The sequence below is a fragment of the Methylosinus trichosporium OB3b genome, from assembly GCF_002752655.1.
Classification (GTDB): Bacteria; Pseudomonadota; Alphaproteobacteria; order Rhizobiales; family Beijerinckiaceae; genus Methylosinus; species Methylosinus trichosporium.
Genome location: NZ_CP023737.1, coordinates 762,880 through 777,351, shown reverse-complemented (window position 1 = coordinate 777,351; position 14,472 = coordinate 762,880). Strand labels below are relative to the sequence as shown.

General features: G+C 63.8%; 14 protein-coding genes and 1 tRNA gene. 4 read left to right on the top strand and 11 right to left on the bottom strand.

Features of this window, described 5'->3' with window-relative positions; all coding sequences use genetic code 11:
* Nucleotides 1-147 precede the first annotated feature (147 nt).
* The 3 genes from CQW49_RS03690 to CQW49_RS03680 all read right to left on the bottom strand — a co-directional run bounded on the left by CQW49_RS03690 (nucleotide 148) and on the right by CQW49_RS03680 (nucleotide 2,131).
* Nucleotides 148-1,080 carry a FecR family protein gene (locus CQW49_RS03690; protein ID WP_024750016.1) on the bottom strand — a complete coding sequence of 311 codons (933 nt, stop codon included), beginning with the start codon at nucleotides 1,078-1,080 and terminating at the stop codon, nucleotides 148-150.
* 79 nt (nucleotides 1,081-1,159) lie between these two features.
* Nucleotides 1,160-1,657 carry an RNA polymerase sigma factor gene (locus tag CQW49_RS03685; protein WP_003612151.1) on the bottom strand — a complete coding sequence of 166 codons (498 nt, stop codon included), beginning with the start codon at nucleotides 1,655-1,657 and terminating at the stop codon, nucleotides 1,160-1,162.
* Between the two features lie 81 nt (nucleotides 1,658-1,738).
* Nucleotides 1,739-2,131, bottom strand: coding sequence for a hypothetical protein (locus tag CQW49_RS03680; protein ID WP_003612152.1), 393 nt, complete (start codon nucleotides 2,129-2,131; stop codon nucleotides 1,739-1,741).
* A 248-nt stretch (nucleotides 2,132-2,379) separates the two neighbouring features.
* Here CQW49_RS03680 and CQW49_RS03675 point away from each other — a divergent pair, with 248 nt between their 5' ends.
* On the top strand, nucleotides 2,380-2,847 hold the full coding sequence (locus CQW49_RS03675; RefSeq protein ID WP_003612153.1) for an Hsp20 family protein: 468 nt from the start codon (nucleotides 2,380-2,382) through the stop codon (nucleotides 2,845-2,847).
* 57 nt (nucleotides 2,848-2,904) lie between these two features.
* Here CQW49_RS03675 and CQW49_RS03670 read toward each other — a convergent pair whose 3' ends face one another.
* Complete coding sequence (locus CQW49_RS03670; RefSeq protein WP_003612154.1) at nucleotides 2,905-3,531, bottom strand: MarC family protein; 627 nt, start codon at nucleotides 3,529-3,531, stop codon at nucleotides 2,905-2,907.
* Between the two features lie 222 nt (nucleotides 3,532-3,753).
* Between CQW49_RS03670 and CQW49_RS03665 the strand changes: the two genes are divergently transcribed.
* Complete coding sequence (locus CQW49_RS03665; protein ID WP_003612155.1) at nucleotides 3,754-4,110, top strand: hypothetical protein; 357 nt, start codon at nucleotides 3,754-3,756, stop codon at nucleotides 4,108-4,110.
* 513 nt (nucleotides 4,111-4,623) lie between these two features.
* On the opposite strand, the gene CQW49_RS24320 is transcribed toward CQW49_RS03665, so the two are convergent.
* The 6 genes from CQW49_RS24320 to CQW49_RS03635 all read right to left on the bottom strand — a co-directional run bounded on the left by CQW49_RS24320 (nucleotide 4,624) and on the right by CQW49_RS03635 (nucleotide 12,093).
* Entirely contained in the window at nucleotides 4,624-5,637 is a 1,014-nt protein-coding gene (locus tag CQW49_RS24320; protein WP_003612156.1) for a hypothetical protein, read from the bottom strand.
* A gap of 127 nt (nucleotides 5,638-5,764) precedes the next feature.
* Nucleotides 5,765-5,841: transfer RNA gene (locus CQW49_RS03655), tRNA-Arg, on the bottom strand.
* Nucleotides 5,842-5,937: 96 nt separating this feature from the next.
* Complete coding sequence (locus CQW49_RS03650) at nucleotides 5,938-6,924, bottom strand: glycoside hydrolase family 5 protein (protein WP_003612157.1); 987 nt, start codon at nucleotides 6,922-6,924, stop codon at nucleotides 5,938-5,940.
* A complete protein-coding gene (locus CQW49_RS03645; RefSeq protein ID WP_024750018.1) occupies nucleotides 6,921-8,591 on the bottom strand; it encodes an alpha/beta fold hydrolase in 1,671 nt (556 codons plus the stop codon). Before CQW49_RS03645 ends, CQW49_RS03650 begins: the two co-directional genes overlap by 4 nt.
* Before the next feature lie 128 nt (nucleotides 8,592-8,719).
* Complete coding sequence (locus CQW49_RS03640) at nucleotides 8,720-9,967, bottom strand: hypothetical protein (RefSeq protein WP_003612159.1); 1,248 nt, start codon at nucleotides 9,965-9,967, stop codon at nucleotides 8,720-8,722.
* Nucleotides 9,964-12,093 carry a GumC family protein gene (locus tag CQW49_RS03635; RefSeq protein WP_003612160.1) on the bottom strand — a complete coding sequence of 710 codons (2,130 nt, stop codon included), beginning with the start codon at nucleotides 12,091-12,093 and terminating at the stop codon, nucleotides 9,964-9,966. Before CQW49_RS03635 ends, CQW49_RS03640 begins: the two co-directional genes overlap by 4 nt.
* A gap of 168 nt (nucleotides 12,094-12,261) precedes the next feature.
* Here CQW49_RS03635 and CQW49_RS03630 point away from each other — a divergent pair, with 168 nt between their 5' ends.
* Complete coding sequence (locus CQW49_RS03630) at nucleotides 12,262-12,450, top strand: hypothetical protein (RefSeq protein ID WP_003612162.1); 189 nt, start codon at nucleotides 12,262-12,264, stop codon at nucleotides 12,448-12,450.
* A gap of 236 nt (nucleotides 12,451-12,686) precedes the next feature.
* Entirely contained in the window at nucleotides 12,687-13,553 is an 867-nt protein-coding gene (locus CQW49_RS26265) for a WecB/TagA/CpsF family glycosyltransferase (RefSeq protein ID WP_003612164.1), read from the top strand.
* On the opposite strand, the gene CQW49_RS03620 is transcribed toward CQW49_RS26265, so the two are convergent.
* Nucleotides 13,495-14,412, bottom strand: a complete 918-nt coding sequence (locus CQW49_RS03620) for a glycosyltransferase family 2 protein (protein ID WP_003612166.1) — start codon at nucleotides 14,410-14,412, stop codon at nucleotides 13,495-13,497. The genes CQW49_RS26265 and CQW49_RS03620 overlap by 59 nt on opposite strands.
* Nucleotides 14,413-14,472: the final 60 nt, after the last annotated feature.

The window sequence follows — 14,472 nt, the reverse complement described above, 5'->3', positions numbered from 1 at the left end:
CCACTTTCGTCGCCGGGACGAAACAGTCCCTCTCCCATTCGAGACGAGCGAAGGTGGAAAACCCGCATGTGCGCGCCGAAAAAAATCGTATGCCTGCGCCGAGAAAAAATGTCGCACCTCGGCGTGCATGTGATGTGGCGTTGTGTTTCATCGGCGCAGCAGCACGAGATAATCGGTGAGATGGACGGCGTCGAGATCGAGCGAGGCTTCGATTGCGCGCAGCGCGCCGATCGGATCCTTCGCGTCGAACACGCCGGTGACGCGCAGCCGTCGCAGCGCATCGCCGGCGATGACGACGTAGCCGCGGTGATAGCGCGCCAAAATGTCGACGACCTCGCCGAGCGGCCGGTCGACGAAGATGAGCCGGCCGCGCCGCCAAGCGGTGAGATCATCGACGGGGGTCGGAGACGGGGCGCTCGCCGGCGCGCCCTCGGCGAAGGCCGTCTGCCGCCCTTCTTCGACGCGCACCGCGCGGCCGCCGCTCTCCACCGAGACGGCGTGCTCGGCGACGCTCACCTGCGCGCCCGCGGCGCCGAGCGCGACGTCGAAGGCGGTGCCGAGCGCGGTGACGCTCGCTCCGGCCGCCGAGACGACGAAGGGGCGAGCGGCGTCGGGCGCCGCCTCGAAAAAGGCCTCGCCCTCGAGCAGCGTCAGCGCGCGCCGCCGCTCGCTATAATGAAAGGCGACCGCCGAGCGGCCGGCCAAGGTGACGCGCGAGCCGTCGTCGAGCCGGATCACACGCGTCTCGCCGACGCCGGTGCGCGCATCCGCGCGCAGAACCAGCGCGAGCTGGTCGAAGGCGGCGACGCCAGCGAGCGAGGCGGCGAGCGCCGCCGCGGCGACGATGCGCCGGCGCCGGGGGGCTCGCGACGCCGCGGCGCGTGGGCGCAGCGCGCGCACCTCGCCGCAGAGGGCGACGATCTCGTCATAGGCGCTCGCATTGGCGGCGTCGGCGGCGAGCCAAGCCGCGAAGGCGCGCTCCTCCTCGCGCGAGAGCGGCGCCGCGTCGCGCCGCACCCACCAGGCGGTGGCGGCGTCATGGGCGTCCGGCTCGTCGTTCTTCTCGTCGTCTTCGTTCATTCGGCCGTTGGTCGCTACGCTTGTCACTCTACTCAGACGATCGAGCCCGCCTGGCCGGGATGTCGGCTCGGCGAAAAATTCAGCTCACCGCCTGACGGCAGCGCCGGATGGCGATGCGCAGATGACGGTCCACCATATTGCGCGAGATGCCGAGACGGCGGGCGATCTCGTCCTGCGGCAGCTCCTCGTGCATGCGCATGACGAAGACCTCCCGGCATTTGGGCGGCAGCGTCGCGATCGCCTGCGCGAGCAGCTCGGCGCGATGGCCGGCCTCGAGCGATTGCTCGACCGAGATCTCCGGCGCCGGCGTCTCTGGCGCCGAGTCCTCGGGGACGAAGAGCTTCGTCTCCAGCCGGCGGCGACGTGAGAAGTCCATCGCCAGATTGACGGCGGTGCGGCGGAGATAGGCGCTCGGGTCGACGATCGTCTCCGCCTCGCGATGCATCACGCGCAAAAACGTCTCCTGCAGGAGATCGGGCGCGTCGGAAGGGCCGACGCGACGCACGAGCAGACGCAGAAGGTCGCGATGCGAGCGCGCAAACAGCTCGCGGATCGAAAAGAATTTGGCTTCGGACATGGGGCGACATCCGTCGGGCGTCCGCCGGGCGGTCGCCCGGGCTCCTCGAGGGTGGCGTGTCTTCGCGCTCGAGGCGCGGCGTCAGGCGAGCGGCGGCGCTCGCGACGACCAGGAGCTCGCCCAGCCGATCGGCCGGCCGCGCAACCCCGTCTCGCCGTCATAGGCGAATCGGAAAAAGGGCGTCGGGGCGGGATGCGTCTTTGGGTCGCCGAGATCGGGGAGGAGTAGGGGCGGCCCGTCGCGGCCGGCGGCGCAATAGAGACAGCAGGGCGCGTGATCGTCGCGCGCGGGGGCGGGCGTCCGCTCGTCGGCGTGGGGCTCGCAGAGCTTCGAGAGAGCGGCGCCATCCGCGGCGAAGCCGGCATGACGCGTCGTCGGAGCCGCCGCCAGCAGCTGCAGCCCGAGCAGAAGGAGGCCGATCGCCGCGAGCAGCGCGCGCCGGGAGAACCATCCGCCTGACAGGGACGTCGCCATTCCGGCAAACTAGGGCCGGGGGGATTTGCTCGTCAACGCCCGCGGTTGCGCGCCGGAGCAAAATTCCCGGCGCCGTCACAAAAATGCGACAGCTGCGTCGCCGCCTCCGGCGCCCCTTGCGCGACGTGGAAAGGCCTCCCACATCAGACCCAGCGCGGGCCGATACGGACGCGCTCATCCCCGGCGCGAGCGGGGATCATGGTCCCGTTTCGCGCCTGAACATGTCGCTTCCAATGGAGGACTATGTGATGCGTCACTTCGATCTTTCGCCGCTCTACCGCTCGACCGTCGGCTTCGACCGTCTCTTTTCCCTGCTCGATCAGGCCGGGACGCAGGACGCCGCCGCCTCCGCCTATCCCCCCTATAATATCGAGCGCACCAGCGAGAACGAGTATCGCGTGACTCTGGCGGTGGCCGGCTTCGCGCGCGAGGACCTCTCGATCGAGACGCGCGAGAGCACGCTCACCATCAAGGGCGCGAAAGAGCATCCCGAGCCGGCCGGCGTCAAGCGCGAGGTCCTGCATCAGGGCATCGCCGCGCGGGCGTTCGAGCGGCGTTTCCAGCTCGCCGACCATATGGTCGTGACGGGCGCGAGCCTCGCCAACGGCCTTCTGCACGTCGACCTGCTGCGTCAGATTCCCGAGGCGCAGAAGCCCCGGCGGATCGAGATCGGCGGCGGCGTCCCGACGCAGACCGTCGAGGCGCGCGCCGCCTGATCGGCCGACCCCGGCAGTCTCGAGGCGTCCCGCATGCGGGACGCCTTTCTTTTTGACTCATTTGGCCAGCAGGGCGCCGGCGCCGTCGGCCACGAATTGCACAGCGAGAGCGGCGAGCAGCACGCCGAGCAGGCGCGTCAGCACCAGATTGGCCGCGGTGCCGAAGAATTGCGCCACGCGGCCGGCGATCAGGCAGAAGATGACGCAGATCGCCATGATCGCGGCGACGACGCCGATCAGGCTCGCCAGCAGCGCGACATTTCCGTGGGCGTCGCCGGCGAGCAGCACGGTGGCGGTGATCGCGCCGGGGCCGGCCATCAAGGGAATTGCGAGCGGATAGGCGGCGATATTGTGGACATGCTCGGCCAGCGCTTTCTCTGCGGCCCGCGAGTCGCGCTGCAGCCGCACGCCGAACACCATTTCCGAGCCGATGGAGAACAGAAGGAGGCCGCCGGCGATGCGGAAGGCGGGCAGGGAGATGCCCATGGCGGCGAGCAGCCGCTGTCCGACGAGCGCGGAGCCGGCCAGAATGGCCAGCGCATAGACCGATGCGCGAAAGGCGATGGCGCGCTGCGTCGCGGCGTCCAGACCCGAGGTCGCGGAGACGAACACCGGCGCGAGGCCGAGCGGCTCGACGACGACGAGCAAAGTGACGAAGGCTGAGACGAGATAATCGGTGTCCACACGGTCTCCGGACCTATTGGCGGCGAGGCGGCAGATAGGGCGCGAATGGTCCAGGGCCATCGACGCGAGCGGCGCGCCCGCCGACGGCGAGAGACGAAATCAAACGCTCGGTAACGTCAATCTTATCGAAATAAGCTGAACGGACCGCGCCGCTTGACAACCGCGGGCTGCCGCGTTCAAGTCTTGCTCGCTCAGTCCATAGCGACGAAAAGAGATTATGACATGGAGAAATTATTGCCGAGCTCCGCCAGTCTCGAGGTCATCGAGCTCTATCGCCTGACTCGCGCTCTTCTCTCTTTGCGCGATATGTTCGACGGGGCCTATGAGCGCGCGGTTCTCTCCATGCTGCCGGAGCCGACGCGGGCGCGTTTCGACCACATAGCGCGCAATGTCTCGGAGCAGGCGGCCTCCGCCCTGGCGCGGCCGATCATCGACGATTCCTATGTCGCGCTCGACAATCTGCTCGACGAATGCAAGCACGACGTGGCTGAGAGCCTGCTCGCCGCGGCGCTCGCGGATACGGTCGCCGGCCTGCCCGAGAAGCTGACGTCGATCGAGCAGAGCTTGCAGATCAGGTGACCACGCGGCCGGCTCCGGAGGCGTCGATTCTATCGTTCGACTCGCTCTCGCGACTGGTCGAGGGTGGACTGCGGCTGGGAAGGCGATGGTGAAGGTCGCTCCGCCGCCCGGAGATCCGTGCCGGCGATGTGGGCGCCGTGACTGTCGACGATCTCCTTGGCGATGGCGTGGCCCATCCCTGGGCGTCGCCTCGCTCGTGCGTCGTGATCTACGTCCTCGACGCGGCATCCGTGATCGCGCAAGTCTCGGCGATTAGGGTGCCGAAGCAACGGAGACGCCCCGACCTCGGATGAACAGGCGGGGCGTTTTCAGCTGGCCTTGTTCTTAAGAGGGCGTAAGCTCAGACGCCGGAAAATTCCGGGCATCATGAAATCGGCACGGTCGCGAATTAGCTTGCTCGCTTCACTTACATCTTGCGCGCTGGCATGCCCCCCCGCGAGACGGCGCATCCGATTCCCGATTTCTCGGTCAAGGGTCTCCAAGTCAGGCTTTGGCCAATTTTGGGTTAACGGCTCATTCATGACTCGATCGCCTCTGTTCGTCAGTTTGAAGATCGGTAATTTTTATGACCATAGCAAGGGCGTTTGCGAGATTTCTTAATGGCTCCACCGGATCGCGAGCTGTTTCGTCCTCTCGTTGTCGAATCCAAAATCTGCCCGCAACATCGCTTGTAGCGACGACAACACCAACGGCATCGGCGCCGGCGACTTTGATCGGAATGGATGCAATTGACCGATATCGTGCGCGGTCCTCCTCTCTTCGACTCGGGTCTGGACCATCGAATAGAGCCCTCGCCTCGGGCTCTGACGTGTCGCTGGCGACAATTTCGCGCTGCGTCTGAAAAGCTATTCCAACGTGCCCTTCGCCGGGTTTCCAAGACCGGTGGGGGGCGTCTTCTTCCGCGCGTATCGGTCTACGGCATGCGACGCATTTCAAAAGCCCATCATTCACTGAAAAAATATACACAGCGAAATTCCATCGATCGGCATTCATTCCAAATAGAATATCTTTCTCAGATGCAATGATATCCAGCATCGTTGCAAACTGAGGCCGTCGCTCATCTTCTGCCCCTGCGGCAGCAACAGAAGCTCCTTCTACCACCTCTCGCAAGGCCGAGGCTGTTGAATAGAGGTGTGTAAACCATTCAAAATCAACTCCTAATTCTGCGATCTGCTGCTCTCGTACGTCGACCAAATCGGCAAGCTCGTCAGCCCGTTTGATCGCATCCGCAGCACCTTCGTCTACCGCCTCTAACACGCATCCGCCTATGAATACTAAAACACCGCCGAAAATTTGGAAACTATACAATAGCCATTTGTGGCTAATTTCGACGAGATTTGCAGAAGCGCCTGTCACGCCGGCGATAAGTGCGCCGCCAGCTACAAGACCGATTTTGATGCCTTTGCGCCATTTCGAAAACTGCGTGAGACTACCGAGCGTATTTTCTTTGAGCCATTTTCGATGATCCGCAATGTTCGACATTTCCGCCGCTTTCAATCGAGAATCATGCGCCTCGAATTCTCCCATGAGGGTAGCGTGAACATTGCTGAACGCAAACACGCGTCGTGTTTGCGTCGCGTGCGGCTCACGCCGTGGTGATCTGCGGTCGGGCCCTAAAATCCGCAGCCTCTATGCTATAATTTATTGATTTTGCTGGCCTCCCGGAAGGGATTCGAACCCCTGACCTACGGTTTAGGAAACCGTTGCTCTATCCTGCTGAGCTACCGGGAGCTTGCCTGCGCTGTCCCGCGGAAGGCGCCGCAGGGTGAACGAAGGAATAATCCATATCCGGGTCCCGCTTCAAGAGCCACGCACGGGCCGGCGGCGTCATCTCTCCCGAAGCACGTCCAATTGCGGCCGGTCACGATGGTCCTTCGGCTCGATCGAGAACATATAATCGCCCCACCATTGTCCCGCTGCCCAATAGGCGCCGCCGATCCACACATCCGGATTCTGCTTCATGTAGCGAACGAGCGCCGCGCCCTCGGCGAGCGCCTCGCGTGTCGCCGCGAAGCCGAACTCGCCGAGAAAGGCTCTGGCGCCGTTGGCGCGGGCCCACTCGGTGAAGGCGGCGAGGCGCGACGCTCCCGCTCCAGCGACGACCTCCGGCTTGGTGCCGGAGCTGTCGCGGTCGAGATATTGATGCGCCTCATAGGCGAAATTCTTCTGCGGATCGACGATCCCTTTCATCACCGCGGCATTGTCGGTGGTGGTCCAGGAATGCGCGCCCGTCCAATAGGAGCCCGGCGCGAGAATGAGTTGCCGCGCGCCGCTCGCGCGAATGGCGGCGATCGCCGCATTGGCGCCCGTCAGCCATTCCGCCGCGCTCTGCTCATGCGGCTCGTTCATCAGCCCGAAAATCACATTGCGATGACGCTTCAAGCGTCGCGCCGTCTCGCCCCAGGCGGCGGCGAAGTCGCGCGTCGCGGCGCCGTCGCGGCCGATCAGGCCGGAGCGCATGCGGCCATATTGATGAAAATCGACGATGATCGTCGCGCCGACGTCGTTCGCATGATCGATCAGCTCTTGCAGGAGCCGCCAGTCCTCCGTCGTCGCGCCCCCCGGCGCGGCGGCGCCGAGCAGGCGATCCGCGAGAACCGGAATGCGGAACATCCGTATTCCTGCGGCGACGAAATGATCGATCTGCGCTCTCGTCGGAAACACATAGTCGAAATTGCGCTTGTCCTTGCCGGGATTGAGCTCGGCGCCGGAGATGTTGACGCCGATCTGCGGCGTCTCGCGCGTCGGCCCCTTCGCCACGGCGTTCGACGACGCGAGAACAGACGCGAAAAAGATCGCAGCGATGCGCCTCACGTCATTCCTTCCAGAGGCCGCTTAGCGCCGTAGCTCTCGGCGGCAGGCCGCGTCGGCGCGCCGCGGCTTTCCGTCGCGCGCGCCAGCAGGTGCGCCGTCAGCCATTCGACGCTCGCATCGGTGGTCAGATTGTGATCCGCATCCGGTATGCGCGACCGTGAGACATTGGGATAGGCGCGCAGTCGCGCGCCGCCACGGCCGAAATGCTTGGCGAGCTCATCCTCGCTGAGATCATTCTCACAGGTGACCAGCGAGATGCGAACATTGCGCGCTTTCAGCCGGCTGAACAGCCGATGAATTTCGCGTCTGATCGGGCCCTCGAACCAGGGAATGGCCGAGGCCAGCTGCGCTTTGATCCTGTCGAGAATGCGCTCGGCCACGACCCCCGCCAGCCGACCGACGGCGACGCGTCCCGAGAGCAGCTTCATGAGCCCGTCCGCCTCGGCGAGGCGCGAAAAATAAGTGAGATTGCTCCGCGAGAACAGCTTCACGAACTCCTCGACGCTATAGGCGTCATCCCAGACGAACGTCATCGGATTCACGATCACGAGATCGTCGACGCGCCCGTCTTCGAGCGCTGTGTGAAAGGCCTGATAGGCGCCCGAGCATACGCCGACGAGAGTGATCTCGCGCGCGCCCTGCGCCACGAGCCAATCGATCGCGGAGCGCGCTTCCTCGATCTGATGCGGCGCATAGAACTTCGTCGCCGCATCCGTCCGCCCAGCGCTGTCGCCGATGCCCGATGTGTCGATACGCAAGGAAGCGACGCCGCGCCGCGCCAGATCGCGCGCCTGCACGACGGTCATTCTGCGCCAGCCGGCGTGCGGATTGGCGCCGCAATTGAGGAACAGCAGCGCGCGTCCCCTTCGCGCCGATTTCGGCTCGCACCAAGCTCCAAATATTTGTTGTGGCCCGAAACGAAACCTCGTCTCTCGGAACCACTCGTCCTCGAGGCGCGACTCCGTGATCGTCGATGCGCGCGCCGCATCGGCATTGCTCTCGCGCGCGCCGTCGATCCTCTGCACCCAGGACGTCACCGCGTCGAAGGTCGCGAGCGCCACCTCCTTGATCGGCGGATTGGTCGTCAGCTCCTCGAAGTCGCTGTAATCCAGTCTTTCGACCGCGGCGCCGAGATGCTCGAGATGGAAGGCAAGGGCAGCGCTCGGCCGATCGCCGGGGCGGCTCACGATGAGCGTGGACGGCGCCGGCGCGCGCGCGAGCGCGAGAAAATCCACTGTCGCGAGATCCGCGACGAAGGACGCCGGCAATTTGAATCCGAGCGATACGAGCGCTCCGCTCGGCTCCGTCGACGTCGCGACTCCTGCCGCATCCGCGAGCATGGCGGCCCCGACCTTCAGCTGCTTGAGATAAGGCCCGCCCCGCGCGAATCCCGCGAGCAGCGCAAGACCCGCCACCTGCTCCAACTCTTCCGCCGCACGAATTGCGATCGCGCATCCCAGTCCATGGCCGATGATGACGAGACGCTTCGCGCGTGACAGCTCGATGAGCAACGCCGCCGCAGATTTCGTCGCCCTCACCCAATCCTCGAGCCGCCAGGGGAGATCGCTCGCGCCGAGTGAATCGCCGGTTCCCGGATAATCGAAGCGCAGCGACGCGATTCCTGCGTCCGCGAGCCTATCGGCGAGCTCGCGCAGGCTCGAACGCATGCTGAGCTCTTCGTGGCCCCATGGACTGCAGATCAGCACAGCCACGGCAGACCGACCAGAGTGATAAAATCCGGAGCAGGTTGCGAATGCGACCGGGGCGCCTCCTCGGATCGATCGATGCTCTTTCATCATGTGTATCGCGTCCGCTTTTGCATCTTCGACAGGTCGTCTTCGGCGTCGGGCGCCTCTAGGCATCCAGACAAGAACCAGACCAGCGCTCCCGTCTTGATCGAATAGACGGAGTCGCTGATGATCAGAAGCGAGGTGATGTAGAATCCGACGAACAAGCGGTAGCGCCAAGCCTGCTCATTCGCCGTCGGCGCCAGAGCGAACAGGCTCCACAGCCCGATGCAGCCGAGGAGGCCGAACTTCGCGAGCGTGTAGGTGTAGCCGGAATCGGAAACGAAGCGCGTCACCGGAATGAAGCCCATCGCCTCCCAGAAATCGAGGTGCGACAGCATCTGTCCAGAGAGGATCATTCGCCCTTGGAGACCATTGTCCCAGATCACATCCGCATTTATGAAGCCGTTCACCGCGAGCGCGACAATGACGATGAAGGGCGCCAGCAGCAGAACGATGCGGCCGATGTGGTTCGCCAGTGGATATATGATGAGGCAGGTCAAGGACACCATCAGCCCGAAACGCGCATCCGCCATGACGAAGACGGCCACCGCGGGGAGCAGCGCGACAGCGAGCCGAGCAGGACTCGAAAAATTGCGCAGCGCGATCCAGGAGAACGCCACCGCGCCGAAATTGCCCATCGACACCGGCTCGAGGAAGATAGACGACACGCGATGCGCGCCGAGAAACGGCAAGAGCGTTCGGCCTTCCGGACGGATGCCGCTCGCGAAGAGCCCTGTCCCCGTGGTGTCGATCGACGCCGGATCGACGGTGCCGCGCGCGACATAATACGCCCGAATGTCGACGATCTTCAGATATTGCGTCAGGAAGCTGTATTCGCATACGCCGACGATCAGAACAGTCCACACGCAGAGATCGACGAGACGATCGCCCATGGCCGCGGAGCCGAAGCGGCGTCCGAGAAACAGAAAGGTGATCGGAATGATCACGTCGCGGATCGCCTTCGCGTCGACCGAGGCCCGCATCGCGCTGAGAAACGCCGCATAGGACAGGAAGCCGACGAGCACGACGATCAACGCCGTCGTGTTTCTCGCCATCAATGTGAGGCTCGCGCCGATGAGGCCCATTTCCGCGAGCATCACGATCGCCGGACTAATGACGAAGATTTTGGCGTTGACGATGCAGAGCACGAAATTGAAGACGACGCCGCCGAACACGAGAGCGGCCGCGACCAGCCTCGTCGTCGCCGCTCGCTCCTCGATCGCCGCGTAGCTCGGAAGAGCGACGGCGCTCATGCGGCCGCCCTTTCGCCGACCAGCACCACTCCCGCCGAGCTCGGAATGCGCGCGCCGATCGAGCCTGCGAGCTCGGACAGAGTGCGGCGCTCCGGACGATCGCCGTCCACGAGCGCGACCAGCGCATCCGAGTCGGCGTCGGTCGCGAAGGACTGATAGTCCTGCGCATCGGCGCTGACCAGAATGAGATCGACATTGTCGAAGCCGCGAATCCGGTCTCTGAAATCGCGCCAGAAGCGTTCAGGCGGCGCTTCGCCGGGCTCGCTGTCGATCACTTCGGAAATCGACACGAACTCGGCGCCGCCTCTCGCGCCGCTGTGCAGGGCGAAGCAGGAATCGTGAGGCCAGCGCGTCACCAGCTCGTGCTCATGAGGGCCTCTGCCATTACGCAGAAAGCGCAGCGCCTCCTTGCGCCAGTGACGACATGCCGCGCCGTCCGGGCGGCCGGCGTCGAGCGCGATCACTCGCTGTCCTCGCTCGAGCGCAGCAAGCGCGATGTCGAAGGTCACTTTGGCCTTGCGGCCATCCGCGTCGAGCCCCAAAAACAGGATCGTTCGCGCGCCGTGAGGACTTTCGACCTCGAGAATCCAGCTCAGCAGCCGCGCCGACGGCGCTTCCGATTCTCGTATCGAAGAGCCTGGACTCACAGTCCCGGCGAAATGATATTCGGCCAGTATCGGCAGATCGAACAGGTTGCGTGATTCTTCTGCGGGATCGTCGGCCTTCGCTTCCATGCGGTCGCGGAAATATCCGACGGCGCCGCCGAGACCGATGCCGCAAATCAGGGCGCCGCCGAGCACGAGGGGCAGGGGAGGGCCGGCCTTCTTGTTGCTCGGCACCGCTTCGGTGATGATCCGCGACGTCGAGCTGTCGACCTCCTGCGTCTCTTCGAGCTCTTTCGCGCGCTTCAGGGACGACTGATAGAGGTTTCTCGTCGCTTCGACGCTGCGCTCGAGCGCGCGCAGACCCACCATCGTCTCATTGAGCTGGAACGAGCGACGCTTCAGCTCCTCGAGACGCTTTTCGAGATCGACCTCGGTGGCGTGCGCACGACGGTAATCGCTGAGCGCGGCGCCGGCGATCCGCGACAGCTCCGCGTCGATGAGCCTGCCGACCTCCTGGATCTGGCGCTGCACATCCATCAAGGGCGGATATTTGCGCCCGAACTGCATCTCCATGGCCGATTTCTGCTGGACCAGCGTCGCATATTGCGTGCGCAGGCCGGAGATCGTGTTGGAATGCACGGCGTCGGACAATTGCTCGACATTGGCTTTCGAGCGTTGCAGCTTCGTGACCTCGTCATAGCGCGCACGCGTTTGTGCGACCTGCGAGCGCGTGAGGCCGAGCTGATAGCTGATATCGGCGAGCTGCTGCTCCGCCGTGAGCTTTCCCGCCGTCTCGGAGAGATCGTGCTCGGATTTGTAGCGCTCGACTTTCGCTTCGGCGTCTCTCAGCTCCTGCGCCAATTGCTCGGCGCGGCCTTGTAGAGCCGCGCCCGCGCGACGTGCGGCGTCGCGCTGCGCGGCGCCGTTCTGAGAAAAGAACACGCGCGCCACGGCGTTGGCGAGACGCGCCGAAAGCTGCGGATCCGCGCTGACGACGATAATGTCGAGAATGAGCGCGCGTTCGCCTCGCATGACCTCGATCATCGCCGCGAGCTTTTCGATCGCCGCTTCTCGGCTCTCGTTCGGCTTGCCGCCGAGCAGCTTGCCCAGAAGGCCGACATGCGTGAACTGTGCATCTTCGGTGAGCTTTTCCTCGTCGACCACCGTGCCGAGCACGCTGCTCGACACGATGAGATAGCGCTGCGTCTCGAGATCGAGAAGATTGCTGTCGGCGCCGAGGCTCTGCGCCCCGAGGTCCGTCTTCGCCAGAGCGACGCCGCGCGGGTCGAGCAGAATTTCCGCGACCGAGCGATAGCGCGCCGGCATGACGAGATAGAAGCAAAAACCGAGGAGCAATGCGATCGCGGCGATCGCCGTCATCCATCTGGCGTGCCGCTTCACGAAGCGGACGAATTCCGCGAAGTCGAAATCCATCGAACCCGGCGCCTGCCGATCGCGCGCGGGCGAGCGGGACCCGCTCGGGTCCATCTGCAGCTCGCTGCCGGAGCCAATTCGGGTCATGGACGCTCTGTGCCTCAACGTCGCGCGAGGTCGCGAAGGACGAATGCGTCGGCAATATAGAGGGCGTTATCCTTAAGCTTATGTTAATATCGGCGCCAGAGGCTGCGCCGTGGTCGGGCCTCGAGATTGTCGGCGTCGCTTTCGCGGCGCGCGACGCGGGAGCGGGCGATGTGGGGGTTGGACGCTTTCATCTACACCTATCTGGCGATCGGATGCGGCGTCGCTCTCATCTCGCTCACGATGAATTGGAACGAGAGCAAGCGGCTGTCGCCGGTGCTGTTCGTGTTCGCTCATGCTCTCTGGCCGCTTTCTCTCGGCGCGATCATTCTCTACGCCTGGACCCAGTCACGACGTTAGAGCGCTCTGCGCTCGAACGGAATCGACCAGAGGAAATTGCGCTCGGACGCGGCGCGACGTCTCCCGTGGCGCCCATGCGTCGACTCGTTTCGCTAAAATTCGAATTAAATCGCATTTATTTCGCTACGCATTGAAAAACCAAGAATATATTGGACTTTAGGATGTTTAGACATCCTTGGTGATGACAGCGCTTCCTCTTCCCGTGAGATCGAAATCGTGTCTCGTGAGGTCTTGGGATGAAGCGCATATTCAAACTCGGTCCAATCCGCATCGAGCATCTGACCGTCGACGAGGCGTTGCGGCACATCGAATCCATTCTCGATGGGCAGGACCATCGACAGGTCGCATTCTGCAATGCGCATACTGCGAGCAATGCGTTCTTCGACGTGGGCTTCCGCAAAGCTCTGTCGAACATGCTGGTCCTCAACGACGGCGTCGCGCTCGACATCGCCTCGAAGCTCGCGACAGGGGCAACCTTCCCCGGCAATCTGAATGGAACGGATTTCGTTCCGAAGTTTCTGGCGACCAGCGAAAGAGGCTTGAGAATTTATCTCCTCGGCGCGAAGCCCGATGTCGTCGAGCGCGTGGCGGCCCAAATCGAGACGCTTTATCCACGGCATCGTGTCGTCGGCTTTCATCACGGCTATTTTTCGGCAGCGGAAGAAGCCGACATCGTCGCTGAAATCGCCGATCATGCGCCCGATGTGCTGCTCGTCGCCATGGGCAATCCACGCCAGGAATTGTTCATGGACACGCATCGCGATGCTCTGAACAGCAAGTTGGCGGTCGGCGTCGGCGCTTTGTTCGATTTCCTCTCCGAGACGGTGCCGCGGGCGCCCGAGTGGGTGCGACGGGCGCGAATGGAATGGCTGTTCAGGCTTTCGAGAGAGCCACGTCGGCTCGCGCGTCGCTACACGCTCGGCGCCTTCGCCTTCGCCTTTGCGATAGTCTGCTTCCAGCTGCAAAATGCCTCGGGGCTGCAATGGTTGTGGCGCAAGGCGCTGGAGCCGCGTCGAACCGTCTATCGCTATGGCGTCGGAGCGTTCACTTTCGCCCTGGCAATCGTGTTCTTTCACCTCCACAAGGCGATAAATAGCCCTTGATCGTGCCGATGCCCCACACGAGCTTGTAATGCGCCGTGCCGAGGTCGAGCGTGACCGCCGACAATGCGGCGCGCGCGAGCGTGCGTGCGAGGCGCTCTGCGAAATAGAAGGCGTCATAATGCAGCCTCAAGACTCGGCCGAAACCCGGCGCATAGGCTCTGGCGCGAGAGATGGCGGCGGAGCTGCGCTCGGGCGCCTGATCGTGAAAGACGGTGACGTCGTGATAGAACCGGCATCGGGCGCCGAGCGCGAGCGCGCGCAGCACATAGTCTGTTTCTTCTCCCGATCGGAAGGGCGACTCGGCGCCGACGCCGAGGCTTTCGTCGAAGCCGCCGATGCGCTGCGCCGTTTCTGCGCGCAGAAAAATTCCATTGGAATTGCCGGCGAACCAGACATTGCGTCGGTCGATCGGACATGTTTCGGAGAGATACAGGCCGAGAGAATCGACGCCATGCGCATCGACCGTGCGCGCCATGATGATATCGATGTGAGGCTCACGCGCGAAGCGGCGGATCACCTCCTCGATCAGCTCTGGCGCATACCAGCAGTCGTCATCGGGAAAGCAGACGAGGCTGCCTTTCGCGCGCCGCAGACCGGCGTTGCGGGCGCGAGAGAGGCCGCGCGGAGAGGTTACATGCAGAATTTTCAAGCCTTGGGCGTATTGCTCCAAGGTCGCGTCGAGGGTTCCGGGAGGATTCTGGTCGACCAGAACGATCTCGAAGTCCTCGCTCGTTTGCTGGATGAGCGAGGAGAAGAGACGCACGAGTGGATCGATTCGGCCGACCGTGCAGACGACGAGCGACAGTGTCGGAGCTTCGCTTCCGGCGAACCGCTCACCGAGATATCTCCGCTGGGTCATCGTTGGTTCCTACAGAGTAGAAGCAGCGAAGATTTAGCCTGCGCTTGGTTAACGATCCAT